Genomic DNA, 23,804 nt, shown 5'->3' with positions numbered 1-23,804 from the left:
GCTGTGGCCGACAGAACGTCGTAGGCTGAGCATTCCACCGGGAGAGGCGGTCTCGCATGTGCTTCTCGATCGAGGCCGACGTGGTCGCGGGCGTGGCCCTTCTCCCCGTCGCAGCCCTGTCTCTTCGCGAGGTTCGGCACGTGCGGGAGGTGCCGTTCGCTGCGCTTCCGCTCCTGTTCGCCCTCCACCAGCTCACCGAGGCGCTCGTCTGGGCCGGGCTGGACGGTCACGTCTCGGCGAATGTCGAGCAGGCAGCGGCACTGGTCTACGTGCTCTTCGCCTTCCCGGTGCTGCCGACCCTGGTACCGACCGCCGTACTGCTCCTCGAGCCGAAGGGTGCACGCCTGCGGGTGGCACCGTTCGTCGCCCTCGGTCTGGTGGTCTCTGCCCAGCTGATGTACTTCGTGCTCAGCGGGCCGCTCACCGTCACGGAGCGTGCCCATGCCGTGCTGTACGGGGTCGATCTCCAGCACGGCATGTTCTGGGCCGTGCTCTACGTCGTTGCCACGGTCGGGCCGGCGTTGTTGTCGGGCTACCCGTCCATCGTGGCCTTCGGTGCGCTCAACCTGGTGGGGCTGTCACTGGTCGCCCTCATCTACCGCGAGGCCTTCGCCTCGCTCTGGTGCGTCCTCGCGGCTCTCCTGTCGGTGATGGTGCTGCTGCACATGTATCGCCGGCGGCGCCTGCCCGACCAGCACCGGCTCCACGGACAGCCGCTGGAGCCTGTCCACTGAAGCCCGGCGTGAGCGCCGAGGAGCAGGCCCCTCAGCCCACGACGGCGAGGCTGGAGACGAACGTCCGGGTGCTCAGGACTCCCCTGAGCCCGCTCAGCGTCGTGGAGTTCCGCAGTCGGCCGGTCGCGAGGTCGTAGTCCTCCACCGCGACCCTGCCGGACTCTCCACGCAGCACCACGGTCAGCGACCCGGCAGCCCACGTGGCGACGAGGTCACTGGCGGCGCGGGCACGAGGGCTGAGTCGCCCGGTGACGCGCACCGACCGACTCCCCAGATCGATCGCCAGGATCTCGCCATCGGCATCCACGGCGAAGATCGACCCGTCGTGGAGGTGTCCTGCGAACAGGGCGTGGGCACCCTGGGGCACGTGGGCACCCGCCTCCGACGGCTCCTCCACCCCAGCGCGAGTCACGAAGAGGGCCGTGGACTCGCGCCGTCCCGTCCGGGGATCGATCGACACGAGGTGAACCTCGCTCTTGACGCCCGGACGGATGGTGGCGGGCTCGTCATCGCCGCTGCGCGCACTCACCTCCACCAGGTGGTGCAGCCGGCCGTCGTGGCGGAACAGCTCGCTGACGAGGAGGTCGCCGCTCAGGCGCCGACCGTCCGGCTCGCGGCGCAGCAGGGTCGGCCACTGACTGACGGTCTCGGTCCGCCCGGTCGTGAGGTCGGTGCGGAGGAGGGTGACGGTGGTGCCGGGCTCGTCACCGTCGGTCGTGGCCACCCACACCGCGTCCTCCGACACGGCCGTCGCCTCGGGAAGCGCTGGCCATGCGCCGGTCGTCATGCCTCGTCCGTCCTGCTCCCACGCCACGCCGCCCGACATCACCCGGACGCACGATCCGTCGGCTCGCACCGTGGTCGCATGTCCGTAGCCGCCCGGCCCGGGAAGGGCCTGTCGCTCGGCACCACGGCCGTCGATCCTGAGTGCCGCGTCCGCGGTCTGGGCGCACAGGATCCCGCGACGACCGCCCAGCTCGGCCTCCGGATCGGCGTCGAGATCGAGGAATCGCGTCGTGCCGTCCTCGTCGACGATTCCCAGCCGAGCGGGATGCCCGGCCTTGGCGTCGTAGGGCGAGACCAGCAGCACCAGCCGGGCACCGCCCAGGCCGTCTCGCTGGACGTCCTGCCACGTGATCGGGTTCGCGCCGACGCCGGGCGGACCGTCGGCGACGCTGAGCCCGCCCGCCACGGGTGCACAGGCGGACAGCACCGCCGCGACGACCAGGCCCGTCACGACGGCCCCCACCCCACGCACCCGCATCGTCACGTCCGTCCCGTCCAGCTCGATTCGCTGGAGCGTACCGGCGTGCGGGCGCGTCGGGCCGGGTTTCAGCCGATCTCGGCCAGGCGCGGGGCGACCTTCTCGCCGAACTCGGTGACCCAGCGGACCGGGTCGGGGCCCTCGGGCTGGACCGAGACCGTCTCGATGCCCAGGGCGGCGTACTGCTCCATCTGGGACAGGAAGGCGTCGGGATCGGCGACGGGGTCGCCCGGCGGCAGCATCGTGCGGTGGATCTCGGCGGGATCACGACCGACGTCCTCGCAGTGGCGTTCGAGCACCTCGAGCTTGTGCTTGATGCCGTCGACGCCGATCGGGAAGAGGTTGCACGCATCGCCGTACTGGGCGACCAGGCGCAGCGTCTTCTTCTCACCCTGGCCGCCGATCATGATCGGCGGATGCGGCTTCTGGATCGGCTGAGGCTGGCAGATCGTCTCGGCCAGCTGATAGTGCTTGCCCTCGTACGGGCCGTCGTCGTCGCTCCACATCTGGTGGACGATCTGCAGCGTCTCCTCGAGCCGCTCGAAGCGCTCGCCCAGCGGCGGGTACGGCACGCCGAGCGCGTGGTGCTCGCGCTCGTACCACGCGGCGCCGAGGCCCAGGATCGCCCGGCCGCCCGACAGGACATCGAGGGTCGTGACCGTCTTGGCCAGCAGTCCGGGATGGCGGTAGGTGACGCCGGTGACGAGCAGCCCGAGCTTGACCCGCTCGGTGACGCCGGCCAGGAAGCCCAGCGACGTGTAGCCCTCGAGCATCGGGTCCTCGGATCGGCCGACGTTCTCCATCTGGAACCAGTGGTCCATCAGGGTGACCGCGTCGGCACCGATCTGCTCGGCCGTCCGAGCGGTCTCGGCCAGGGTGGGCCCGAGCGTGTCGGGCTCACCGGGCAGGGTGAAGTTGTAGACGTGAACGCTGAATCGCACGACGTCAGCGTAGGCACGACTCCACGATCGGCGCTATCGCTGCGCGGTCCGTGAGGTCGACCGCGGGGTCGCTCAGGACCTCCAACATCGCCTGGTCGTCGGGCGTGCGAGCACGCTTCCCCGTCAACGCCTTGCGCACGCCCGACATCATCGACCGCTCGACCATGTTGAGCCGGTCGCGGTCCATCGCGCCGCGCAGATGGAAGACCTCGAGCCGGTCCCGCAGCGAGGCCTCGAACTTCGCGGCGACCAGCTCGTCGCGCTTCGTGGAGAGGTCCGGGTCGCTCAGGCCCACCGTCACGAGCACCCAGCGGGTCGAGCCGCCGATCTGCATCGCGTCCTTGAGCACGCCGCTGTCACGCAGCATCGGCCCGTAGATCGCGGCACAGAAGACCACGAGGTCGTGCTCGGCCAGCTGGGCGGGCGAGACCTCGTCGGAGGCCGCGACGGGCGCGTCCAGCGCCTCGGCGATCCACTCGGCGTAGCGGCGCGCGGAGCCGTACTTGGAGGCATGCACCACCAGGATGTCCACTCCTCGAGACTAGGCCCTGCGCGGTTCATCGGCGGGGAGAGCGGCTGCTCCCGGTAGGTTGATCGCGTGACCACGCGCCGGCTGCTGCTCGTCAACGGGCCCAACCTGAACCTGCTGGGCACCCGTGAGCCGGCCGTCTACGGCACCGAGACGCTCGACGACGTCGAAGCGCTCGTCACCGAGGCCGCCACGGCACGCGGGTACGAGATCCGGGCGATCCAGAGCAACCACGAGGGCGTGCTGATCGACGCCATCCACGAGGCGCGCCACGACTGCACCGGGATCGTGATCAACCCCGGTGGGCTGACCCACACCTCCGTCGTCCTGCGCGACGCGCTGTCGGGCGTGGCCCTGCCGGTGGCCGAGGTCCACATCTCCGACGTCATGGCCCGCGAGCCCTTCCGGCACCACTCGTACGTGGCCGACGTCGCCGTCGTGCACGTCGTGGGCCGGGGCGTGCCGGGCTATCGCGAGGCCACCGAACGCCTCATCGACCACATCGACGGCCGTTAGGATCACCCCACCGATGCGAGGGAGAGGGGTGTGGTGAGCGCCCACGACCTCGACGTCATCCTGCTGGTGGGGTCCGGGGTCCTCATCCTCGCGGTGCTCGCCGTGCGCCTCTCGGTCGGCGTGGGCCTGCCGTCCCTGCTGATGTACCTGGCCCTGGGGATCCTCATCGGCTACGACGGGGCCGGCGTCCAGTTCGCCGACGCGAACCTCGCGCTCATGCTGGGCCTGTCGGCACTGATCCTGATCCTGGCCGAGGGCGGCCTGACCACGAACTGGTCCCAGATGCGACCATCCCTGGGGCTGGGCGTGCTGCTGGCCACCCTGGGCACCTCGCTCAGCGTCCTCATGGTGGCCGCCGGCGCGCACTGGATCTTCGGCCTCGAGTGGGAGCTGGCCGTCCTCATCGCGGCGGTCCTGTCCCCCACGGACGCCGCGGCGGTCTTCTCGGTGCTGCGCTCGGTACCGCTGAAGCGGCGGGTCTCGGGCGTTCTCGAGGCCGAGTCCGGACTCAACGACGCCCCGATCGTCGTCCTGGTCACGGCGATCAGCGTCGGAGAGATCAGCCACTACGGCCCGGCCGGCTTCTTCGCGCTCGTCGTCTTCGAGCTCGTCATCGGCTCGTTGATCGGCCTGCTGGTCGGTGCCGGGGGCGCCAAGCTGCTGCGCCGAGCCGCACTGCCCGCGGCCGGTCTCTATCCGCTCGTCGTGTTCGCCATGACCGTACTGGCCTACGCGCTGGCCGCGACGATCCACGCCAGCGGCTTCGCGGCCGTCTACGTCGCGGCCGTCGTGCTGGGCAACACGGAGCTGCCCCACCGCTCGGCCACGCGATCGTTCGTCGAGGGTATCGGCTGGCTGGCGCAGATCGGCCTGTTCGTCATGCTGGGCCTGCTCGTGCATCCCAGCGACATCGAGGCGTGGCACATCGGCGTGGGCGTCGGCATCGGTGCGCTGCTGACCTTCGTCGCCCGGCCAGCCTCGGTGGCGGCGTGCGCGGCGTGGTTCCGCGTCGGCTGGCGCGAGCAGCTCTTCATCAGCTGGGCCGGGCTCCGTGGGGCGGTCCCCATCGTGCTGGCGACGATCCCGCTGGCGAACGGCGTCTCGCACTCGATCGACCTGTTCAACACGACGTTCGTCGCGGTCGTCGTCTACACGATCATCCAGGCCGGGCCGCTGGGCTGGCTGGCCCGCTGGTGCGGAGTGGAGACCGACCGGGGACGCGAGGTCGAGATCGACGCCGCACCCCTCGAACGGGTCTCGGCCGACCTGCTGCAGATCCACGTGCCCTCGGCCTCGCGACTGGCCGGGGTCGAAGTGGGCGAGCTGCGGCTGCCTCGCGGAGCCTCGGTCACCATGGTGGTCCGCGACGACTCGACGCTGGTGCCGCACCGCACGACCCGCATCCTGGTCGGCGACGACCTGCTCATCGTCACCACGCGCGACCAGCGCGAGGAAGTCGAGCGACGACTGCGCTCGGTGGCCCGCCACGGCCGGCTAGCGGGGTGGGACCTCGATCCGCGGACCCGCCGGAGCGACTGAGCTACGGCAGCGTGATGGCCGGGACGCAGACGGACACGTCGCGGCCCGCCTTGATCTTGGTGTTCGAGTCCTTCTTCAGACCCTCGTACTTCGGGCCGATGAGGATCGAGATGCCGTCCTCCATCTCGAAGTCGGCCGGGACGCGCTCGACCTTGCCCTCGAACTGCGCGGCCACGAGCCGGACGCGGGGGTCGTCGGGGTCGGTGGTGAGGACCGTGACGTTCTTGGTCCGCACCTTGCCGGGGTTGTTCTTGGCCACGCCGCCGAGGAATCCCTTGCGCTCGAGGTTGATCTTCACGCGGTTGGCCGCGCCGGTGCGGCGGCTGGAGTTGTACACATGGACCATCACCAGGTTGCTGCTGAGCACCTCGCCTCGCGCGACCTTCTTGATCTCGCAGGCGGGCTCGTCGGCGACGGACTCGGGACTGGCGAACGAGAGCTTGATGCCCAGCATCGTGCCCATGACGAAGATCCCTGCGGCGGCCATGACGACCAGCCGTTGTGCGGCCTTGTTCACGTGTTCTTCCCGATCGTGTGGACGCGAGCGTGGACCATGGTGCGCTGCTGCAGCGCCGCCCGGAGCGCGCGGTGCAGACCGTCCTCGAGGAAGAGCTCGCCCTTCCAGCCCACGACGTGCGCGAACAGATCACCGAAGTAGGTCGAGTCGCTGTCGAGCAGGGTCTCGAGGTCGAGCGTCTTCTTCGTGGTGGTGAGGTCGTCGAGACGAACCTGGGTGGGCGCGATGGCAGCCCAGTCCTGCTGGGTCAGTCCATGATCGGGGTAAGGTCGCCCGTCCCCCACGCGGCGAAAGGTCACGCCGTCAGTCTAAGGGGCCCGCCGCAAAACGGGACCACTGTCCGAACCACGGTGCGTCCGGCCCGATTCTCGTCCCCGGTCGGGGCGCCGGACTGCAACTAGCCTGAGCACATGAGCCCCACCGAGCCCTCGGCCGACGACGTCGCCGCAGCGAGGGAGGCGGCCGCCGCGGCCCGGGCAGCCGCCGAGGAGGCGCAGCGGCACGCGGACGAGCTGGCCGCCGCCGCCGAGGCCGCCGAGGCCGGGTCGGCGCCCGAGGCGGACCCCGCCGAGAGCGAGCAGGCCGCACGCATCCGGGCGGGCTACGCGTTCGACGGTCCCGCCCTGGAGATCGGCGCCCTCGTCGAGAACGGCGAGCCCCGCGCCGACGTCCCGGTGCGCATCCCCTTCGCGATGCTGAACCGGCACGGCCTCGTCGCGGGGGCGACCGGCACCGGCAAGACGAAGACCCTCCAGGTCCTCGCGGAGCAGGTGGCCGCCGGCGGCGTGCCGGTGTTCGCGGTCGACATCAAGGGCGACCTGTCGGGCATCGCCACCCCGGGCGAGCCGAGTGACGCGCTCCTCGAGCGCACCCGCGGCATCGGCCAGGACTGGCAGCCGACCGCCTCGCAGACGGAGTTCTACTCGCTCGGCGGCCGTGGCACCGGCGTGCCGATCCGGGCCACCGTCGACGCGTTCGGCCCGATCCTGCTGGCGAAGGTGCTCGAGCTCAACGCCACCCAGGAGTCGTCGCTGTCGCTGGTCTTCCACTACGCCCGCAAGGCCGAGCTGCGACTGGTCACGCTCGAGGACCTGCGCGCCGTCCTGGCGTTCCTCGACAGCGACGAGGGGAAGCCCGAGTTGAAGGCCGTCGGCGGCCTCTCGAGCGCCACGGTCGGCGTGATCCTGCGCGAGCTGATCACCTTCGCCGACTCCGGCGCGGACGTGTTCTTCGGCGAGCCGGCCTTCGACGTCACGGACGTCCTGCGGACCTCGGAGTCCGGCGCCGGGATCGTCTCGCTGCTCGAGGTCCCGGGCGTCCAGGATCGTCCCGAGCTGTTCTCGACCTTCCTGATGTACCTGCTGCGCGAGCTGTTCTCGACGCTGCCCGAGGTCGGCGACACCGAGCGGCCGAAGCTGGTCTTCTTCTTCGACGAGGCGCACCTGCTGTTCAAGGACGCCTCGAAGGACTTCCTCGAGATCGTGGTCCAGACCGTGCGCCTGATCCGGTCGAAGGGCGTGGGCGTCTTCTTCGTCACCCAGACGCCGAAGGACGTGCCGGACGACGTCCTGGCCCAGCTCGGGTCGCGGATCCAGCACCAACTGCGCGCCCACACCCCTCAGGACGCCAAGGCGCTGAAGGCCACCGTCTCGACCTATCCGAACTCCGACTACGACCTCGGCGAGGTGCTGACGCAACTCGCGACCGGCGAGGCCATCGTGACCGTGATGAACGAGAAGGGCGCCCCGTCGCCGGTCGCGTGGACGCGGGTCCGCGCGCCGCAGGGCTCGATGCAGCCGACGCCCGCCGAGACGATGGCGGCCGCCGTGGCCGCCTCGCCGCTGACGGCCAAGTACGCCACCGTGACGTCGAGCGACGGCGCGGCGAGCGTGCTGGGCGAGCGCACGAAGGCGGCGTCCGACGCCGCCGCGGAGGCTGCCGCAGCGGAGGCCGAGCGCGAGCGCGCGGCGCGAGAGGCTGAGAGACTCGAGCAGGATCTCGCCCGATCCAGAACCAGGAGCACGGGCACCCGACGCCGCACGTCGCGCCGGATGTCCCCCATGGACCGGGCGATCGGCGAGGCGAGCCGCACGGCCGCCCGCGAGATCGTCAAGGCCATCTTCAGGAAGAAGCGGTGATCAGATGTTCATGAGGGCTTCGCGGACCGCGACGGGCCTGGCCCTGTCGGCCGGCCTGCTCGCACCGGCGCTGGCGAGCGTCCCGGCCCAGGCGGCCGAGCCGAGCTACGTCACGAAGAAGATCGTGATCGGCAAGAGCCACCAGGGCCGCAAGATCGTCGGCTACTACCGGGGCCACCCGGACGCCAAGCGCGTCCTGCTGATCCTGGGCCAGATGCACGGCGACGAACCGGCCGGACGCAAGACGGCGCTGCACGCGATCAAGCGGGTCAAGCCCAAGGCGGGCACCGGGCTGTGGATCATCCCCACGATGAACCCCGACGGCGCCGCGAGGAAGACCCGCACGAACGCGCGCGGCGTCGACCTCAACCGCAACTGGCCCACGAGCGGCTGGATCAAGGGCAAGAAGGGGCGCACGTACGGCGGCGCCAAGAAGGCCAGCGAGCGCGAGACCCGCGCCATGATGGCGTTCCTGAAGAAGTACAAGCCGGACTACATCACCTCGCTGCACCAGCCCTTGAAGGGCATCGGCAAGGCCGGCAAGGACGTCGCCTTCGAGAAGCGCCTGGCCAAGGAGCTCAAGCTCAAGCGCAAGTACTTCGGCGTCGCCCAGGGCAAGGGCACCTCGCCGACGCTGACCGGTTGGTACAACCGTTACCACGGCAAGCACGGGACCGCGCTCACCGTCGAGTACGGCCGCAAGCCCAGCGCCGCCTTCGTGAAGGGCTCCAGCCGCGGCCTCATGCGTGCGGCGCGCGTGCACCCCTAGGAACGCAAGGACCCCTCGCGTACCCGGCAGGGACCACTGACCCTTGCTGCATTCCTGCCCTGGGGGAGTTGGGTGATGTGCCGCCACGCGAGGGGCTGCACACCAATATACGGGTCGGGCTCCAGCCGCGTGACGGACCCCGGAGACCCGCGGCGTGGAGACCTGCACAGGATCTTCACGATTCGTCCCCGCATCCCGCCCATCGGGCCTCCTAGGTTGGGGGCATGACCGCACGCCGCATCCTGCTCGTCGAGGACGAGCCGACCATCGGGGCCGCCGTGAGCGACCGGCTGACCGCCCACGGTCACGAGGTCGTGCGGGCCTGGGACGGGCCCGGCGCGGTGGCGGCGTTCGAGAAGCACGAGCCCGACCTGGTGGTGCTGGACGTGATGCTGCCCGGCTTCGACGGGCACGAGGTGTGTCGCCGGATCCAGGCCGTGCGCCCCGTCCCGGTGTTGATGCTCACCGCCCGCGACGACGAGGCCGACGTGCTGGTCGGGCTCGCGGTCGGCGCGGACGACTACCTGACCAAGCCGTTCCGCATGCGCGAGCTGGTGGCGCGCGTGGCCGCGCTGCTGCGCCGTGTCGACCGCGCCGCCGAGCTGGCGGCCGCGCCCGAGCCCGTGCGCACGTGGGGCGACCTGCGGCTCGACGTGGGCGCGCGGCGGGTGTGGATCGCACAGGACGAGATCCACCTGACGCCCACCGAGTTCGACCTGCTGGTGTGCCTCGCCGCCACCCCCGGCGACGTCCTGTCCCGCGAGCGGCTGCTGGCCGAGGTGTGGGGCTGGGCCGAGGCCTCGGGCACCCGCACGGTCGACAGTCACGTCAAGGGTCTGCGCGCCAAGATCGGCGCCGACCGGATCCGCACGGTGCACGGTGTCGGATACGCGCTCGACGTCGAGGCGAACCGATGAGCGGCCCTCTGGACCCGATCCGGTCGGTCAAGTTCAAGCTGGGACTGCTGGTCGCCGCCAGTGTCTCGGTGGCGGTCGTCGTGGCCACGTTCGGCGCGGCCAACGACGTCCCGATCTGGCTGACCAGCCCGGTGACGGTGACGCTCGCGCTCGCCGTCACGCAATTGCTCGCGGCGGGGATGACCTCGCCGTTGCGGCAGATGACGGTGGCGGCATCGCGGATGGCTCGCGGCGAGCACCGCACCCGGATCACCGACACCTCCCGCGACGAGATCGGCGATCTGGCCCGCGCCTTCAACGCGATGGCGGCCGAGCTGGAGCAGGTCGAGCGGCAGCGCCGCGACCTCATCGCGAACGTCAGCCACGAGCTGCGCACCCCGCTGACCGCGATGTGCGCCCTGCTGGAGAACCTGGCCGATGGTGTGAGCGAGCCCGACCCCACCGCCCTGCGCAGCGCCCTGGCCCAGGCCGAGCGCCTCTCGGCCCTCGTGTCCGACCTGCTCGACCTCTCGCGGCTGGACGCGGGCGCGGCGCCCATGGAGCCCGAGCCGGTCGAGGTCGCGGACCTGCTCGAGTCGGCGGCCGACGAGTTCCGCTACGACGACCGCGACGTCACGATCACCGTGACCGTCGAGCCGGTGGACCTCGCCGTCGAGGCCGACGCGTCCCGGCTGCGCCAGCTGGTGGCGAACCTCGTCGACAACGCCCTGCGGCACTCCCCTGCGGGCGGCACCGTCTCGTTGCGGGCGACGGCGGACGACGACGACTGGCGACTCGAGGTCGCCGACGAGGGGCCGGGCGTGCCGGCCGAGTCGCGCGACCGTGCGTTCGAGCGCTTCGGCACGCTCGCCGAGACCGAGGGCGGCGGTGGAACCGGCCTGGGCCTGGCCATCGCCCGCTGGGTGACCGACCTGCACGGCGGTTCGATCGGCTTCGTCGATCCCGAGGACGGGCGCCCGGGCGCCCGCGTGCTGGTCACCGTCCCCCGTCATCCGTCCCCCGTCCCGACGGGTACCCCGAAGGAGATCCCCGTGGCCTCGACCTGCTCGCCCGCGTCACCGCCCCCGCAGCCGCCTCTGACGCCGCTGCCGTCCATGACCGACTCGCTCTTCGGCGGCTTCTGGCCCGACCGCGGCACGCCCGGACGACCGCGCCTGCTCGGCTGGGCGCTCGGGGTGGGCGTCCTGGCCGGCATCGCGTTGCCGTTCAACGACCTCGGGGTGGGCACCTTCCTGGTGCTGATGGCCGCCGGGCTGCTGATGCTGTTCGCGAGCCCCCGGCGCCGTGAGCCGTTCACCATCGCCTGCGCGGCGCTGTGCACGGCCTTGGCCTCGGTCGCGGTGATCCGCGACGCCGAGTGGATCGTCATCTTGTGCCTGATGGCCGGCGGCGGCCTCGCGACCGTTGCCCTCACCGGCGCACGCCGGGTGCCGGCATTCGTGATCTCGGCGATGGCGTGGCCCCTGGCCGGTCTGCGCGGCCTGCCGTGGCTGAGCCGCACGCTGCGGACCCTGACCGGGACCGGCAACGGCATCGCCGTGCTCCGCACGGTCCTGTGGTCGGTGCTCGGTGTCGTGGTGTTCGCCGCTCTGTTCATGTCGGCAGACGCTCTCTTCGCCGAGTGGTTCGGCGCTCTGGTGCCCGACCTCGGTTCGGCCGACTTCGCGGTCCGGCTGTTCGTGGCCGTCGCCATCGCGGGCATCGCGCTGGCCGGCGCCTACTTGGCACTGAATCCCCCTCGGGTCGAGACCGTGCGGTGGGACAGCCGCCCCGTGGCGAAGCGCTTCGAGTGGCTCGTGCCGGTGCTGGTGATCGACGCGGTGTTCATCGCGTTCCTGGTGGCGCAGGCCGCCGCCATCTTCGGCGGTCGCGCCTACTTCGAGCGGACCACGGGGCTGACCTACGCCGAGTACGTGCACCAGGGCTTCGGGCAGCTGACGGTCGCCACGGCGCTGACCTTGCTGGTCGTCTGGGCGGCCTCGCGCAAGGCCCCGCGCGAGACGGTGACCGACCGGGCCTGGCTGAGGGGTGCCCTCGGCCTGCTGTGCGTGATGACGCTGCTGGTGGTGGCGTCGGCACTCCACCGGATGTCGCTCTACCAGGAGGCGTACGGCTTCACCCAGCTGCGACTGCTGGTGGACGTCTTCGAGGGCTGGCTGGGCCTGCTGGTGCTGGCCACCCTCGCGGCGGGCTGGCGGTTGCGGGGCACCTGGCTGCCGCGGTTCGGACTGCTCAGCGGCGTGGCGCTGCTGCTCGGGATCGCCGCCATCAACCCCGACGCGTGGATCGCCGACCACAACCTCGACCGCTACGAGTCCACCGGCAAGGTCGACTGGTACTTCCTCGCGCAGCTGTCCGACGACGCCGTGCCGACCCTCGAGTCGCGCCTCGGCGCCGACCGCGACTGCGTGCTGACGACGGTCCGGCCCGAGCCGGGGAACTGGCTCGAGTGGAACCTCGGTCGCAGCCGCGCGGAGGCCCTGGGCGTCACCACGAGTGTCAACGCGTTGTACGACGATCCGTGCCCGGGACAGACCGACGACTGACCGGGACGGGGCCGATTCGCCGCGCGCAGCGCGGCCCACGTAGACTCTCCGGCGGAGGATTCGCATAGTGGCCTAGTGCGCTCGCTTGGAAAGCGGGTTGAGTGAAAGCTCTCAGGGGTTCGAATCCCCTATCCTCCGCCACCGAAGCCGGTGCCTTGAGATCGCAGCAGATCTCGGGTGCCGGTTTCGTCGTTCTGGCACTTGGCGAAGTGGACACTGCATCCCACCGGCCCAGCCGAAGTGAGGATTTCATCGAACAGCTCTTCCGCAGCGTCCGACCTCGCTATGTTCCGGTCATGGATACGCCAAAGGCCGACACCGTGACGGTCGCCGGTCGATCGGTGCAGAACCCCGCCGAAATCATCGTGAACTATCTGCTTCGCCACGGCGGGACGATCGCACACTACGACGTGCTCGCCGGAACGCTTGCCGACACCATCACTCCACCGGCGGTCAAGGCGACCCGAAAGATCAGTTCCCGGATCAGCGAGGAGCAATCCGCCTGGTTCACGAGAAGGGGTGCCTCAGCCCCATGGCGTCTGGTGCCCATCGATGCCGATCTGCGGAACGCCGATCCCATCGTCGAGGACGGTCTTTACGACGCGGCACTCTGCCTATGGAGGCACTTCGCGGACGACGCGCCTAAGTACGTCGGCACCGCAAAGATCTCGAAAGTGCTCTTCCTGATGCGGCCGCGAATGTACCCGATCCTCGACAGCAGACTCATGGGTTTGTATCGGTCCGCTGCGGCCGTCTCGGCGCGGGAGTCAGTGGCAGCTCGCCCTGACCTCGGTCCCGTGAAGCGCATCTTCTGGGAAGCCATCCGCCGTGACCTCGTGGCCAGTACCGCCGGGCTCGCGGCCCTCCGGACGCACGTGGCCACGACCCACCCCGATCACGCGGAGACAGTCGAGCAACTGTCGGACCTGCGGCTGCTCGACATGCTGACGTGGACACAGAGCTGACATCACGGCCGCATGCCCCCCCCCCCGGTTTTCCGACCCGCTCCCTTCAGCTGTTCCGAGAGGCTCTCCGGGTACCGGTACCAGTTTCGCGCCGTGTCCAGCCGCCAGCAGATGCGGACTTCGCCGATCCGTGCGACCGTCGTCCGAGACAAAACGGCCTGCGCACTCGCGCGGACCGTCCCCAAGGGAAGGGACCCTGACATGTACTTCGGTGGCTCCATTGCTCTCATCGCCATCGGCGCGATCCTCGCGTTCGCGGTGCAGGACACCATCTCCGGCATCGACCTCACCATGATCGGCTACATCCTGATGGCCGCCGGCGCGCTGGGCATCGTGCTCACGCTCATCGTCAACTCGCAGCGCGACCGCGGCGTCCGCGACGGCGGGCGCGACGACCTCCCGCCTGCACGCTGACCCGTCACCACCGCGCCTCCACGCCCGCCGGAAGCATCTGCGTCCGGCGGGCGTTGACGCGAACATGCGTGGTGAATACAAGGTCCCCGGCGGCAAGCTCGTCGCGGTCGACCTGGAAGTACACAACGACCGATTGAGCGACGTCAGCGTCTCGGGGGACTTCTTCCTCGAGCCCGAAGAGGCGCTCCTCGACATCAATGCGGCCCTGACGGGGCTGTCCGTGGACGCCTCCGTCGAACAGCTCACGTCCGCCATCGAGGGCGCGGTGGACTCCCACACCGCCTTCATCGGGTTCACCCCCGAGGCCGTCGGCATCGCCGTGCGGCGCGCCCTGGGCAAGGCCACCGGCTGGCACGACCACACCTTCGACGTCATCGGCCCGGTCACGATGGACCCGGCGATGCACGTGGCGCTCGACGAGGTCATCGGCCGCGAGGTCGCCGAGGGCACCCGTCCCCCGACGTTCCGGTTCTGGGACTGGGACAGCCCGCTGGTCGTCATCGGCTCGTTCCAGAGCTATGCCAACGAGATCGATCCCGAGGGTGCGGCCAAGCACGGCATCAACGTCGTGCGGCGCGTGTCCGGCGGCGGGGCGATGTTCATGGAGCCGGGCAACACCATCACCTACTCGCTCGTGGTCCCGAACTCGCTCGTCGAGGGCCTGAGCTTCGAGCGCTCGTACTCGTTCCTGGACGACTGGGTGATCGAGGCGCTGGCCGAGGTGGGCGTGAAGGCGCACTTCGTGCCGCTCAACGACATCGCCAGCGACGCGGGCAAGATCGGTGGAGCGGCGCAGAAGCGGCTCGCGGCCGGCGCGGTCCTGCACCACGTCACGATGGCCTACGACATCGACGCCGACAAGATGGCCGAGGTCCTGCGGATCGGCCGCGAGAAGATGAGTGACAAGGGCACCCGGTCGGCCAACAAGCGCGTCGACCCCATGCGCTCGCAGACCGGCCTGTCGCGCGACGCGATCATCGACGCGTTCCTGCAGACGTTCCGTCGCCGCTACGCCACGCACGAGTCGGACTACACCGAGGCCGAGCTGGCCGAGGCGCGCGAGCTCGTCGACGCCAAGTTCTCGACGCCGGAGTGGACCCACCGCGTCCCGTGACCCCGTGACGCAGAACCGCCCCTGACCCGAGGAGGGTCAGGGGCGGTTCTTGCGTGCGGTGGAGCCGAGACTCAGCCGATCGGGTCGAACACGTCGTGGTCGCCGACGGTGGCGGCAAGGCGCGCGCGGTGGAAGTCCGCGTCGCCGATCAGGTGCTGGATCGCGATGAGGCGGCTGGCGTAGTGGCCGACCGAGTACTCGGCGGTCATGCCGATGCCACCGTGCAGCTGGATCGAGTCCAGGCCGATGTGGCTGCCCGCGACGCTGACCTGCAGCGCCGAGTGCGAGGCCGCGGTGGCCAGCTGCTCGGGCGTCGTGTCCTCGTCGGCCGCGACGATCGTGGCCCACATGATGGTGCTGCGGGCCAGCTCGAGCGCCACGTACATGTCGGCGGCGCGGTGGTTCAGCGCCTGGAACGTGTTCAGCGTGACGCCGAACTGCTTGCGCGTCTTGAGGTAGCCGACCGTCGTGGTCAGCGCCGTCTCCATCGCGCCGAGGGCCTCGTGCGCGTAGGCGATGCGAGCGCGGTTCAGCGCGATCTCGATCGCGGCGGTCTGGTCGCCGCCCTCGCCCAGCTGCACCGCGGGGGTGTCGCCGAACGTCACGGTGGCCGCGCGACCGCCGTCGTTGGTGATCGTGGTCTCGACCGCCGTGGCGCCCTCGACCAGGAACACGCCCGTGCCGCCCTCGGGCAGCGCGGCGGTGACGAGCAGCAGATCGGCGCGCTCGGCCTGGACGACCGGGGCCTTGACGCCGTTGAGCACGCCGTCGGCGAACGTCACCGCGGACGCGTCGGCCGACCAGCGGCGACCGGGCTCCATCCACGCCAGGATCGGCAGGATCTCGCCACCGGCCACGGCGTCGAGGTACTGCTTCTTCTGCTCGTCGGTGCCCAGCGCGTCGATGAGGCCGCCGGCCAGGACGATCGCCTCGACGAACGGCTCGGGCGCGATGACCTTGCCCAGCTCCTCGGCGGCCAGCGAGACCTCGACGGGGGTGGCCTCGAACGGCAGGCTCAGCACGCCCATCTCGGCGAGCTTCTCCCACGCGGTGAAGCCCGGGTCCGTCGCGGTGGCCTCGCGGCGCGCCTCGGAGGACTCGTAGACGTTGGTGATCAGACCGCGGACGGCCTTGACGAGAGCCTTCTGCTCCGAATCGATGGTGAAGTCCATGTCACAGTCCCAGGATCGTGCCGGCGATGATCTGGCGCTGGATCTCGTTGGATCCGCCGTAGATCGACACCTTGCGGTTGTTGAGGAAGATGCGGGTCTCACGACTCGTGATGGCCGCCGGGCCCTCGAGGTCGACGAAGAGATCCGAGACGGCCTGCGTCAGCTGCGAGCCCTTGATCTTCAGGACGCTCGACGCCGGGTGCGGCTTGTCGCCGGACGAGCCGGCGGCCACGCGCAGGGCGGTCAGCTCGAGCGCGTTCAGCTGGTTCTCCAGATCGACGATCCGCGACTTGTACTGGTCGAAGACGCCCATCTGCTTGGCCTTGTCCTTGGCCGTGGCCAGATTGCGCTGGCTGGCGCCGACCTGGGCGATGCCGACGCGCTCGTTGCCGAGCAGGAACTTGGCGTACGTCCAGCCCTTGTTCTCCTCGCCGACCAGGTTCTCGACCGGGACGCGCACGTTGTCGAAGAAGACCTCGTTGACCTCGTGGCCGCCGTCGATCAGCTCGATCGGGCGGACGGTGAGGCCCTCGGTCTTCATGTCGATCAGCAGGAAGCTGATGCCCATCTGCTTCTTGGGCGCATCGGGATCGGTGCGGACGAGGCAGAAGATCCAGTCGCCGTACTGGCCGAGCGTGGTCCACGTCTTCTGGCCGTTGACGACGTAGTGGTCGCCGTCGCGCACGGCGGTGGTGCGCAGGCTGGCGAGGTCGGAGCCGGCGTCGGGCTCGGAGAAGCCCTGGCTCCACCAGATGTCGAGGTTGGCGGTCGCCGGGAGGAACCGCTCCTTGATCTCCTGCGAGCCGAAGGTCGCGATGACGGGGCCGACCATGGAGGCGTTGAACGCCAACGGCGGGATGACGCCGGCCAGCTGCATCTCCTCGTGCCAGATGTGGCGCTGGAGCTGGGTCCAGTCCTTGCCGCCCCACTCGACCGGCCAACCCGGAACGGCGAGCCCTGCGGCGTTGAGGGCCTGCTGCGACCGGACGATCTGGTCACGGGTGATCTCACCGTGGTTGATCATCGTGTCGCGGATGTCCTGCGGAACCTGGGTGGTGAAGAACTCACGCATCTCCTCGCGGAATGCCTGGTCCTCGGCTGACAACTGAAGTCTCATGAGTGCCCCTTCGCACTAAGCGCTTGCTTACCGGTGAGAATACTGTGCAACTCCCGTTGACACCAGCGAGTCACTTCCGTTTCGACTTGGCGCGGAACGGGCCCACGAGCCGCGGTCCGGAGAGCCGGCGCTCGAGCCGGCGGGTCTCGCGCCCGAGCGGCTGGGCGGCGTACTCACCCAGGATCACGCCCGCCGCCAGCGCGACCGCGACGGCCGTGGCGGTGATGCCCGAGGAGATGCCCGAGAGGTTCTCCTCGGCCAACTGGGCCAGCGAGCGATAGATCGTCAGACCGGGCAGCAGCGGCACGATCGCCGGGACGACCATGACCAAGGCCGGCACCCGCAGCCAGCGCGACGCCGGGTAGCTGACCACACCGATGACGAAGGCCGCGATCGCCGCGCCCCAGGGCCGGTCGAGCCCGTTCTGCACGAGGGCCGACGCCAGGGCGCCGGCGGCCGCTCCGATCACGGCGATCGCGGGCACCGACGACCACGGGGCGTACGACGCCACCGCGAAACCGGCGGCGGCGATGCCCGCGCCGATGGTCACGTACGGCAGGTGTGACAGGTCGGGCCAGATCGTCCCCGAGCCGAGGTCGACGCCGAGCATCCGGCCCACCATCAGGCCGCCACTGACGCCCGCCACGATGCCGGCGGTGGCCAGCAGGACCTCGAGCAGCCGCGCCACGGCCGTGAGGTGGTAGCCCGTCAGCGCGTCCTGGATCGCGCCCATGAGGCCCAGCCCGGCCAGCAGCACGACGATGTTGGCCGCGATGACCAACGACGGCGGCGCGGGCAGCGAGAGCGCCGCGGCCGACACGGCGATCAGCGAGGCACAGAGCCCACCGACGACCTGGATGTAGAAGTCGGGCAGGCGGCGCACCTCCAGCGGACGCCGGAGCAGCTCGATGGCGACCGCCGCGACGAAAGCGGTGAGACTGACGAACAACCCGCCGCCGAGCATCAGCGCCACGCCGGCACCGACCAGGCCCGAGGACCCGATCACGACCGCGCGAGGTCGCGCGTGACCACTGGTGGCGATCGCCGAGAGGCGCGACCGCGCCTCGTCGAGATCGATCTCGTTCGCGAGCAGCTCGGCGACCAGCCGGTCGACGGCGGTGACGTCCTCGAAGTCGGTCTCGCGGCGGACGACGTTGCGACGCAGCAGCAGCGGCGGCTCGTCGAGCTCCTGGTCGTGGACCATCGTCAGCATGATGTGGGTGACGTCGACGTAGGTGCCGCGCAGTCCGAGGTGGTGGCAGATCGACGACATCGTGGCCGACACGTCGGCCGTTCCGGCGCCGTTGGACAGCAGCATCTCGCCCACCCGGAGGGCGAAGTCCATGATCCTCAGCGTCTGAGGTGCCGAACTACTCATGGGTCCACCATGTCGGACGACGCAGAACGGCGGACAGGGCCTCAGCCCTGCCCGCCGTCGCGGACGCTCAGCGCGCCGGGATCACCGCCGTTTCAGCACCTTGCTGACGACCGGATGCCCGTTCTTCCAGCCCAGCTTGCCCACGTAGAGGTGCTTGGGCCCCTGCCCACGCTTGAACCCGGGCTCCTGGCCGTTCCAGAACAGCGCCCACGTGCCCGGCGAGGTGGCGATCGCCTGGCCGTTGCCCTGACCCCACGTGTTCGTGCCCGCCGGGAAGGTCACCCGGCGGGCGGTCGTGGGCCAGCCGCTCCACAGGCTCCGGTTGGTGCGCGACTGCGTCCAGTACCGGTCGTGCGTGCCGTACCAGCCCCAGGACGTGAACAGCACGTACTTGCCACCGCGGTGGATCAGGGAGGGGTTCTCCTCGATGTACCGGTGGCGCTTGCTGGTCAGTTGGACGCTGCGTCCGTTCCGGTTGACCGGATTGGCGATGACCTGGTTCGGCCGGGCCGGGTTCAGCGCCACCATCCGGATCGTCGTGTGCCAGTACTTCTTGCCCTTCTTGGTGTACCCGTGCGACGTCTTGTAGGTCAGCACGGTCTGGCCGTTCACCACGGCGGGAGTGGCGTCGATCAGGCTCGTCGTGCCCTCGTTCGCGATGAAGTCCTTCGCCTTGGTGCCGCTGCCCTTGAAGCAGGAGAGCGGGCGCGCGTCGGGGACGAACGGCCCGGTCAGACGCGTCGAGGTGCCCGTGCCGATGCAGCGCTGCGAGCCGCGGCCGGGGACCAGCGCGGAGTAGAAGACCACCCACCGGCCGTTGGTGCCCCGGATGATCGACGGCGCCCACACCGTGCGCTTCTGCTTGGCCGACTTCGCCCACGCGGGCGTGCCGGTCAGCAGCGTCGTGCTGGTTCGCTTCCACGGACCGTTCGGCTGCGGAGCCGTGGCGAAGGCGCCCGGCTTGTTCCACGAGGTCGTGTGGGTCATGACGTAGCCGCCCGACGGCAGCTTGGCCACGCCCGGATTGGCCCACTTCGTGAGGATCGGGGCGTCCGGACCGGCCGCCTGGGCGGCGGGGGCGGTGAGCGCTCCGGCCCCGAGGACGGCCACGGCGGAGACGGCGGCGAGGACGAGGCGCCGGTACGGACGATTCATGGCTTTCTCCCGAATGCAGGGACCGGCGGGCCGGTCGATTCGGAGTCTAATCACGGGCTGCGTCCGTTCGAGTGATTATGAGGACCAGTGCGTGGACGCGCCGTTCCCGGCCTACGCTGGGGGCGCCAACGGACGTCGCAAGGAGCACCATGACCGGCTGGACCGAGGACATCCTCCAGGACCCGTACGAGCAGCTGACGCTGGACCTGGGCACCGACCCCGACGGTGAGGGCGCCATCCGCGCCACGCTGGTCCGCCGACGCTTCGAGGGCGAGCCGCGGGCCGCCGTCATCTACGTCCACGGGTTCTCGGACTACTTCTTCCAGACCGAGCTGGCCGAGTTCTACGCCGATCGCGGCTACGCCTTCTACTCACTCGACCTGCGCAAGTGCGGCCGCTCGCTGGACCAGGGCCAGACGCCCCACTTCGTGTCGGACCTGGCCTTCTACGACGCCGAGCTCGACGAGGCCCTGCGCATCGTCCGCTCCGAGGTGCCGGACGTGCCGATCGTGCTCTCGGCGCACTCGACCGGCGGCCTGGTCCTGCCCCTGTGGCTCGATCGGATGAACCTGCTGCCCGGCGGCACGCGCGCCCGCGGCATCGCCGGGATCGTGCTCAACAGCCCGTGGTTCGACCTGCAGGGGCCGGCGTGGATGCGCACGGTGGGCACGACCGTCGTCCGCGGCGTGGCGAAGGCTCGGCCCCTCGACCGGATGAAGCTGCCCTTCACCGACTCCTACGGAGCGAGCCTGCACTCGTCCCGCGGCGGCCAGTGGGACTACGACATCGCGTGGAAGCCGCTGGAGGGCTTCCCGGTGACGTACGGCTGGATGGGAGCCGTGCGGCGCGGTCACGCCCAGCTGCACCGCGGCCTGGACATCGGCGTCCCGTCGCTCGTGCTGCGGTCGCACCGCACGTGGTTCAGCCGCAGCCACCACGCCAAGACCGACACCTCCGACGCCGTGCTCGACGTGCGGCAGATCGTGCGCTGGTCCGGGTGCCTCGGCGACGCGGTCACGTCCCTGCCGGTCCACGGCGCGCGCCACGACGTCTACCTCTCGAACGACGAGCCCCGAGCCGAGGCGTATCGCCTGACCGCGGAGTGGCTCGACCGCTGGATCCCGTGACGCGCACGATCGGGTTCGACCTGGACATGACGCTGATCGACTCGCGTCCGGGGATCCGCGCCGTGTACGAGGAGCTGTCGCGTCAGACGGGCGTGTTCATCGACGCCGAGCTGGCGGTGTCGCGGCTCGGTCCTCCGCTGACCTGGGAGCTGGAGCACTGGTTCCCGGCCGAGGCCGTGCCCGAGATGTTCACCCGGTACCGCGCCATGTACCCCGAGATCGCGATCCCCCGGGTCCTCGCGATGCCCGGTGCCGCCGAGGTGCTCACGGCCGCCCGCGAGCTGGGACGCGCGGTCGTCATCACCGCCAAGGCCGGCGACAACGCCGCGCTGCACCTCGACCACCTCGGCCTGCCGTACGACGCCGTGATCGGCGACGCCTGGCGCGAGCAGAAGGCCGAGGTGCTGGTGCGCGAGTCCGCCGACACCTACGTGGGCGACCACGTGCACGACATGGACGCGGCGCGCATCGCCGGCGTCACCGGCATCGGGGTTCCGTCGGGGCCGTGCTCGGCGGACGAGCTGCGGGCCGCCGGGGCCGACCACGTGGCGCCCGACCTGGCGGCCGTCGTCCCCTTGCTCGCCCGCCCGTGAGGGATCTCGCGCGCGCTTCGTCCGAGCGACGCTGATTCCGCCGTAGGGATCGACAATCGCCCGGAACGGCAACGGGTGGGGCTGAAGTGACATACGCTCGCCACGCCCGGGAAGAACTTTCCTCACTCTCCACTCGTCGGAGTCCTGATGCTGCAGCGTCGCCACCTGCTCGTTCCCGCCGTCCTCGCTCTCCTGCTCGGCTCCGCCGTGCCGGCCGTCGCCGACGACGCGCCTCCCACCACCGAGGCCGTTGCGGAGGCCACGGTCGAGCCGACCACCGAGCCCACCGAAGAGCCCACCGCCGAGGCCACCGAAGAGCCCACCGCCGAGGCCACGACGGCGCCCACGACGGACCCGACCGCGGAGCCTTCCCCGGAGCCCACCGCGGAGGCGGCACCGGCGGCCCAGCCGAACCGCGCGCGCGCGCCGAAGGCCGTCGCGAAGCAGCTCGAGGCAGTGGCCGCACCGAGCACCGTCACCACCGCCACCGCGCTCACCGACGCCCTCTCCGCGTGCGAATCCGGTGACGTGATCACCCTCGGCGCCGACATCACCCTGACGACGGCGGCGACGACGGGCTGCGACCTCACCCTCGACCTGGCCGGCCACGCGCTCGTCGTCCCGAGCATCGTCGTCTCCGCGGACCGGCACCTCACGATCGACGACTCCGCGACCGGCGGCACACTCACCGCTGCGAGCTCCTCGATCTTCGAGGCCGGGATCCAGGTCACCGACGCCCGCCTCACGATCAACGGCGGCACCATCAGCGCCACCGGTGCGAGGTACGCCGCCGGCATCGGCGGTGGCGGTGAATGGGGGAACGACGGCGGCAACAGCGGGATCATCACGATCAACGGCGGCACCGTCACCGCCCAGGGCGGTTACTACTCGGCTGGCATCGGCGCCGCCGGCTGGGGCTTCGGGCAGGTCATCACGATCAACGGCGGCACCGTCACCGCGGACGGCGGCGACGGTGGAGCCGGCATCGGCAGCGGCTACAACCGCCCCTTCGAGTCGATCGCCATCACGGGCGGATCGGTCACTGCCGCGGGCCACGGCGGGGGCGCCGGCATCGGCACGTCCATCTCGAGCGACACGGGCGGCTCCATCAGCATCGGCGCCGGCGCACAGGTCACCGCCGACAGTGACACCGGCAGCGCCATCGGCGGCGGCGAGCACGGCGCGGGGCGCGGGACGGTCAGCATCAACGGCACCGCCCGCGTCACCGGCACGCTCGACACCTCGATGTCGACCTTCTCGGTCGGGGCAACGGGTCGACTCGTCGGCTCCACCACGAACGAGGCCGCCGGACCGCGGCTCATCGGCGACGCCCAACTCAACCCCAACGTGGTCCACAACGCCGGCGTCATCGCTCCCACCTCCGTGGCCCCCGAGGTCCTCATCTCCGGCCACCACTACACGGTCGTCGCGTCCACCGGAACCGTCACCGTCTACGCGCCGAGCATCGAGGCCGGATTCGGCGCGCTGCCGGCTGCCCCGGCCCGACGCGGCGTCGACGTCTTCGCCGGCTGGAGCCATGGGGGAGATCCCATCGGCGCCACCACGACCCTGCCGGGCTCGAGCACCGACGGCGAGCCCGTCACGATCGCACTGGATGCCGACTGGGACGAGGGAGTCGCGTCCTTCGATCCCGCCGGCTCCGTTCGCCTGATCGCCGGCAACGACCCGGTCGACCTCGACCTGGGACTCGTCGACGGCCACGGCGATCCCGTGACGGTCGACCCCTCCGACTGGGACCTCAGCGTCCCGGCCGACCTGGACCTCGCCCACGACGCCGACGGCTGGCACCTCACGGGCGCGCGCCCGGGGTCGGCCACGATCACGGCCACCACCGAGGCCGCCGGCCGCGACTACACCGCCACGCTCGAGGTCACCGTCACGGCAGGCCCCGTCGCATCGATGGACCTCGACTTCGCCGGCCAGGCCAAGCAGGGCGAGACGATCACGATGAGCGTCTCGAGCACGGACGCCCGCGGCTTCGACACCGGCGACGTGACCGACGACGTGACCTTCACCAGCTCGGTCGCCAGCGACGTCATCGACGGCAACCGGATCACGTTCCCGCACGCTTCGCCGCACATCGTCACCGCGACGCACGCCAACGGCACGACCGCCACGTTGCGCGTCGAGGTCACGCCGGCGGCGGCCACGCCCACCGACGCCGAGTCCACCGACGCCGAGCCCGCCGACGCGGGGTCCACGGGCCGCCAGAATGACGAGAAGGCCACGGCTGCACTGGCCGACACGGGCTCCGCGACCTCCCCGTGGTGGCTGGCGGCGGCGCTCGGTCTGGTGCTCGCTGGCGCAGCGGTCGTGCGTCGCGCACAGCGACGCTGAC

22 protein-coding genes, 1 tRNA gene and 1 other RNA gene are annotated in these 23,804 nt (G+C 70.6%); 14 read left to right on the top strand and 10 right to left on the bottom strand.

What is annotated here, in order from left to right:
- The first annotated feature begins 56 nt into the window (after window positions 1–56).
- The gene (locus tag NP095_RS00725) at window positions 57–734 is read left to right on the top strand and encodes a DUF6629 family protein (RefSeq protein WP_232418147.1); all 678 of its coding nucleotides are present in this window, start codon (window positions 57–59) and stop codon (window positions 732–734) included.
- 31 nt (window positions 735–765) lie between these two features.
- Here the strand turns inward: NP095_RS00725 and NP095_RS00720 are convergent, their stop codons facing one another.
- The 3 genes from NP095_RS00720 to NP095_RS00710 form a co-directional block, all read right to left on the bottom strand.
- A complete protein-coding gene (locus tag NP095_RS00720; RefSeq protein ID WP_232418148.1) occupies window positions 766–2,004 on the bottom strand; it encodes a hypothetical protein in 1,239 nt (412 codons plus the stop codon).
- A 62-nt stretch (window positions 2,005–2,066) separates the two neighbouring features.
- Window positions 2,067–2,939 (bottom strand): LLM class F420-dependent oxidoreductase, encoded by an 873-nt coding sequence (locus NP095_RS00715; RefSeq protein WP_232418149.1) that lies wholly within the window; start codon window positions 2,937–2,939, stop codon window positions 2,067–2,069.
- Between the two features lie 4 nt (window positions 2,940–2,943).
- The gene (locus tag NP095_RS00710) at window positions 2,944–3,471 is read right to left on the bottom strand and encodes a flavodoxin domain-containing protein (RefSeq protein WP_232418150.1); all 528 of its coding nucleotides are present in this window, start codon (window positions 3,469–3,471) and stop codon (window positions 2,944–2,946) included.
- A gap of 66 nt (window positions 3,472–3,537) precedes the next feature.
- On the opposite strand from NP095_RS00710, the gene aroQ reads away from it, so the two are divergent.
- The gene (gene aroQ / locus NP095_RS00705; protein WP_232418151.1) at window positions 3,538–3,984 is read left to right on the top strand and encodes a type II 3-dehydroquinate dehydratase; all 447 of its coding nucleotides are present in this window, start codon (window positions 3,538–3,540) and stop codon (window positions 3,982–3,984) included.
- A gap of 33 nt (window positions 3,985–4,017) precedes the next feature.
- On the top strand, window positions 4,018–5,523 hold the full coding sequence (locus NP095_RS00700) for a potassium/proton antiporter (protein WP_232418152.1): 1,506 nt from the start codon (window positions 4,018–4,020) through the stop codon (window positions 5,521–5,523).
- A gap of 1 nt (window position 5,524) precedes the next feature.
- Here the strand turns inward: NP095_RS00700 and NP095_RS00695 are convergent, their stop codons facing one another.
- Together NP095_RS00695 and NP095_RS00690 are read right to left on the bottom strand one after the other, a co-directional pair.
- On the bottom strand, window positions 5,525–6,040 hold the full coding sequence (locus tag NP095_RS00695; protein ID WP_232418153.1) for a LytR C-terminal domain-containing protein: 516 nt from the start codon (window positions 6,038–6,040) through the stop codon (window positions 5,525–5,527).
- Window positions 6,037–6,339 (bottom strand): type II toxin-antitoxin system VapB family antitoxin, encoded by a 303-nt coding sequence (locus NP095_RS00690; RefSeq protein WP_232418154.1) that lies wholly within the window; start codon window positions 6,337–6,339, stop codon window positions 6,037–6,039. The genes NP095_RS00695 and NP095_RS00690 overlap by 4 nt, the downstream gene beginning before the upstream one ends.
- A 111-nt stretch (window positions 6,340–6,450) precedes the next feature.
- Between NP095_RS00690 and NP095_RS00685 the strand changes: the two genes are divergently transcribed.
- Together NP095_RS00685 and NP095_RS00680 are read left to right on the top strand one after the other, a co-directional pair.
- A complete protein-coding gene (locus tag NP095_RS00685) occupies window positions 6,451–8,178 on the top strand; it encodes a helicase HerA-like domain-containing protein (protein ID WP_232418155.1) in 1,728 nt (575 codons plus the stop codon).
- 10 nt (window positions 8,179–8,188) lie between these two features.
- Window positions 8,189–8,947, top strand: a complete 759-nt coding sequence (locus NP095_RS00680) for a M14 family zinc carboxypeptidase (RefSeq protein ID WP_232418156.1) — start codon at window positions 8,189–8,191, stop codon at window positions 8,945–8,947.
- 3 nt (window positions 8,948–8,950) lie between these two features.
- Here NP095_RS00680 and ffs read toward each other — a convergent pair.
- Window positions 8,951–9,047, bottom strand: an RNA gene (ffs, locus tag NP095_RS00675) — signal recognition particle sRNA small type.
- A 124-nt stretch (window positions 9,048–9,171) separates the two neighbouring features.
- Between ffs and NP095_RS00670 the strand changes: the two genes are divergently transcribed.
- The 6 genes from NP095_RS00670 (at window position 9,172) to NP095_RS00645 (ending at window position 14,903) form a co-directional block, all read left to right on the top strand.
- On the top strand, window positions 9,172–9,864 hold the full coding sequence (locus NP095_RS00670) for a response regulator transcription factor (RefSeq protein ID WP_232418157.1): 693 nt from the start codon (window positions 9,172–9,174) through the stop codon (window positions 9,862–9,864).
- Complete coding sequence (locus NP095_RS00665; RefSeq protein ID WP_232418158.1) at window positions 9,861–12,410, top strand: DUF4153 domain-containing protein; 2,550 nt, start codon at window positions 9,861–9,863, stop codon at window positions 12,408–12,410. Before NP095_RS00670 ends, NP095_RS00665 begins: the two co-directional genes overlap by 4 nt.
- A 53-nt stretch (window positions 12,411–12,463) precedes the next feature.
- A tRNA-Ser gene (locus NP095_RS00660) sits at window positions 12,464–12,551 on the top strand.
- Window positions 12,552–12,565: 14 nt separating this feature from the next.
- Window positions 12,566–13,375: a DUF6308 family protein gene (locus NP095_RS00655; RefSeq protein ID WP_256766102.1), complete on the top strand. Its 810-nt coding sequence runs from the start codon at window positions 12,566–12,568 to the stop codon at window positions 13,373–13,375.
- Window positions 13,376–13,468: 93 nt separating this feature from the next.
- Entirely contained in the window at window positions 13,469–13,789 is a 321-nt protein-coding gene (locus tag NP095_RS00650) for a DUF6458 family protein (RefSeq protein WP_232418160.1), read from the top strand.
- 64 nt (window positions 13,790–13,853) lie between these two features.
- Window positions 13,854–14,903: a lipoate--protein ligase family protein gene (locus NP095_RS00645; RefSeq protein WP_232418161.1), complete on the top strand. Its 1,050-nt coding sequence runs from the start codon at window positions 13,854–13,856 to the stop codon at window positions 14,901–14,903.
- Window positions 14,904–14,974: 71 nt separating this feature from the next.
- On the opposite strand, the gene NP095_RS00640 is transcribed toward NP095_RS00645, so the two are convergent.
- The 4 genes from NP095_RS00640 to NP095_RS00625 all read right to left on the bottom strand — a co-directional run bounded on the left by NP095_RS00640 (window position 14,975) and on the right by NP095_RS00625 (window position 19,725).
- Complete coding sequence (locus tag NP095_RS00640; RefSeq protein ID WP_232418162.1) at window positions 14,975–16,075, bottom strand: acyl-CoA dehydrogenase family protein; 1,101 nt, start codon at window positions 16,073–16,075, stop codon at window positions 14,975–14,977.
- Window position 16,076: 1 nt separating this feature from the next.
- A complete protein-coding gene (locus NP095_RS00635; RefSeq protein ID WP_232418163.1) occupies window positions 16,077–17,192 on the bottom strand; it encodes an acyl-CoA dehydrogenase family protein in 1,116 nt (371 codons plus the stop codon).
- 70 nt (window positions 17,193–17,262) lie between these two features.
- A complete protein-coding gene (locus NP095_RS00630; protein WP_232418164.1) occupies window positions 17,263–18,537 on the bottom strand; it encodes a threonine/serine exporter family protein in 1,275 nt (424 codons plus the stop codon).
- A gap of 114 nt (window positions 18,538–18,651) precedes the next feature.
- A complete protein-coding gene (locus NP095_RS00625; RefSeq protein ID WP_232418165.1) occupies window positions 18,652–19,725 on the bottom strand; it encodes a glycoside hydrolase family protein in 1,074 nt (357 codons plus the stop codon).
- A 149-nt stretch (window positions 19,726–19,874) separates the two neighbouring features.
- On the opposite strand from NP095_RS00625, the gene NP095_RS00620 reads away from it, so the two are divergent.
- The 3 genes from NP095_RS00620 to NP095_RS00610 all read left to right on the top strand — a co-directional run bounded on the left by NP095_RS00620 (window position 19,875) and on the right by NP095_RS00610 (window position 23,803).
- On the top strand, window positions 19,875–20,852 hold the full coding sequence (locus NP095_RS00620; RefSeq protein WP_232418166.1) for an alpha/beta hydrolase: 978 nt from the start codon (window positions 19,875–19,877) through the stop codon (window positions 20,850–20,852).
- A complete protein-coding gene (locus tag NP095_RS00615) occupies window positions 20,849–21,445 on the top strand; it encodes an HAD family hydrolase (RefSeq protein WP_232418167.1) in 597 nt (198 codons plus the stop codon). The genes NP095_RS00620 and NP095_RS00615 overlap by 4 nt, the downstream gene beginning before the upstream one ends.
- 147 nt (window positions 21,446–21,592) lie before the next feature.
- Window positions 21,593–23,803 carry a hypothetical protein gene (locus tag NP095_RS00610; RefSeq protein ID WP_232418168.1) on the top strand — a complete coding sequence of 737 codons (2,211 nt, stop codon included), beginning with the start codon at window positions 21,593–21,595 and terminating at the stop codon, window positions 23,801–23,803.
- Window position 23,804: the final 1 nt, after the last annotated feature.

Source organism: Aeromicrobium duanguangcaii, assembly GCF_024508295.1.
GTDB classification, from domain to species: Bacteria; Actinomycetota; Actinomycetes; order Propionibacteriales; family Nocardioidaceae; genus Aeromicrobium; species Aeromicrobium duanguangcaii.
This window is presented reverse-complemented; position numbering and strand designations above follow the sequence as displayed.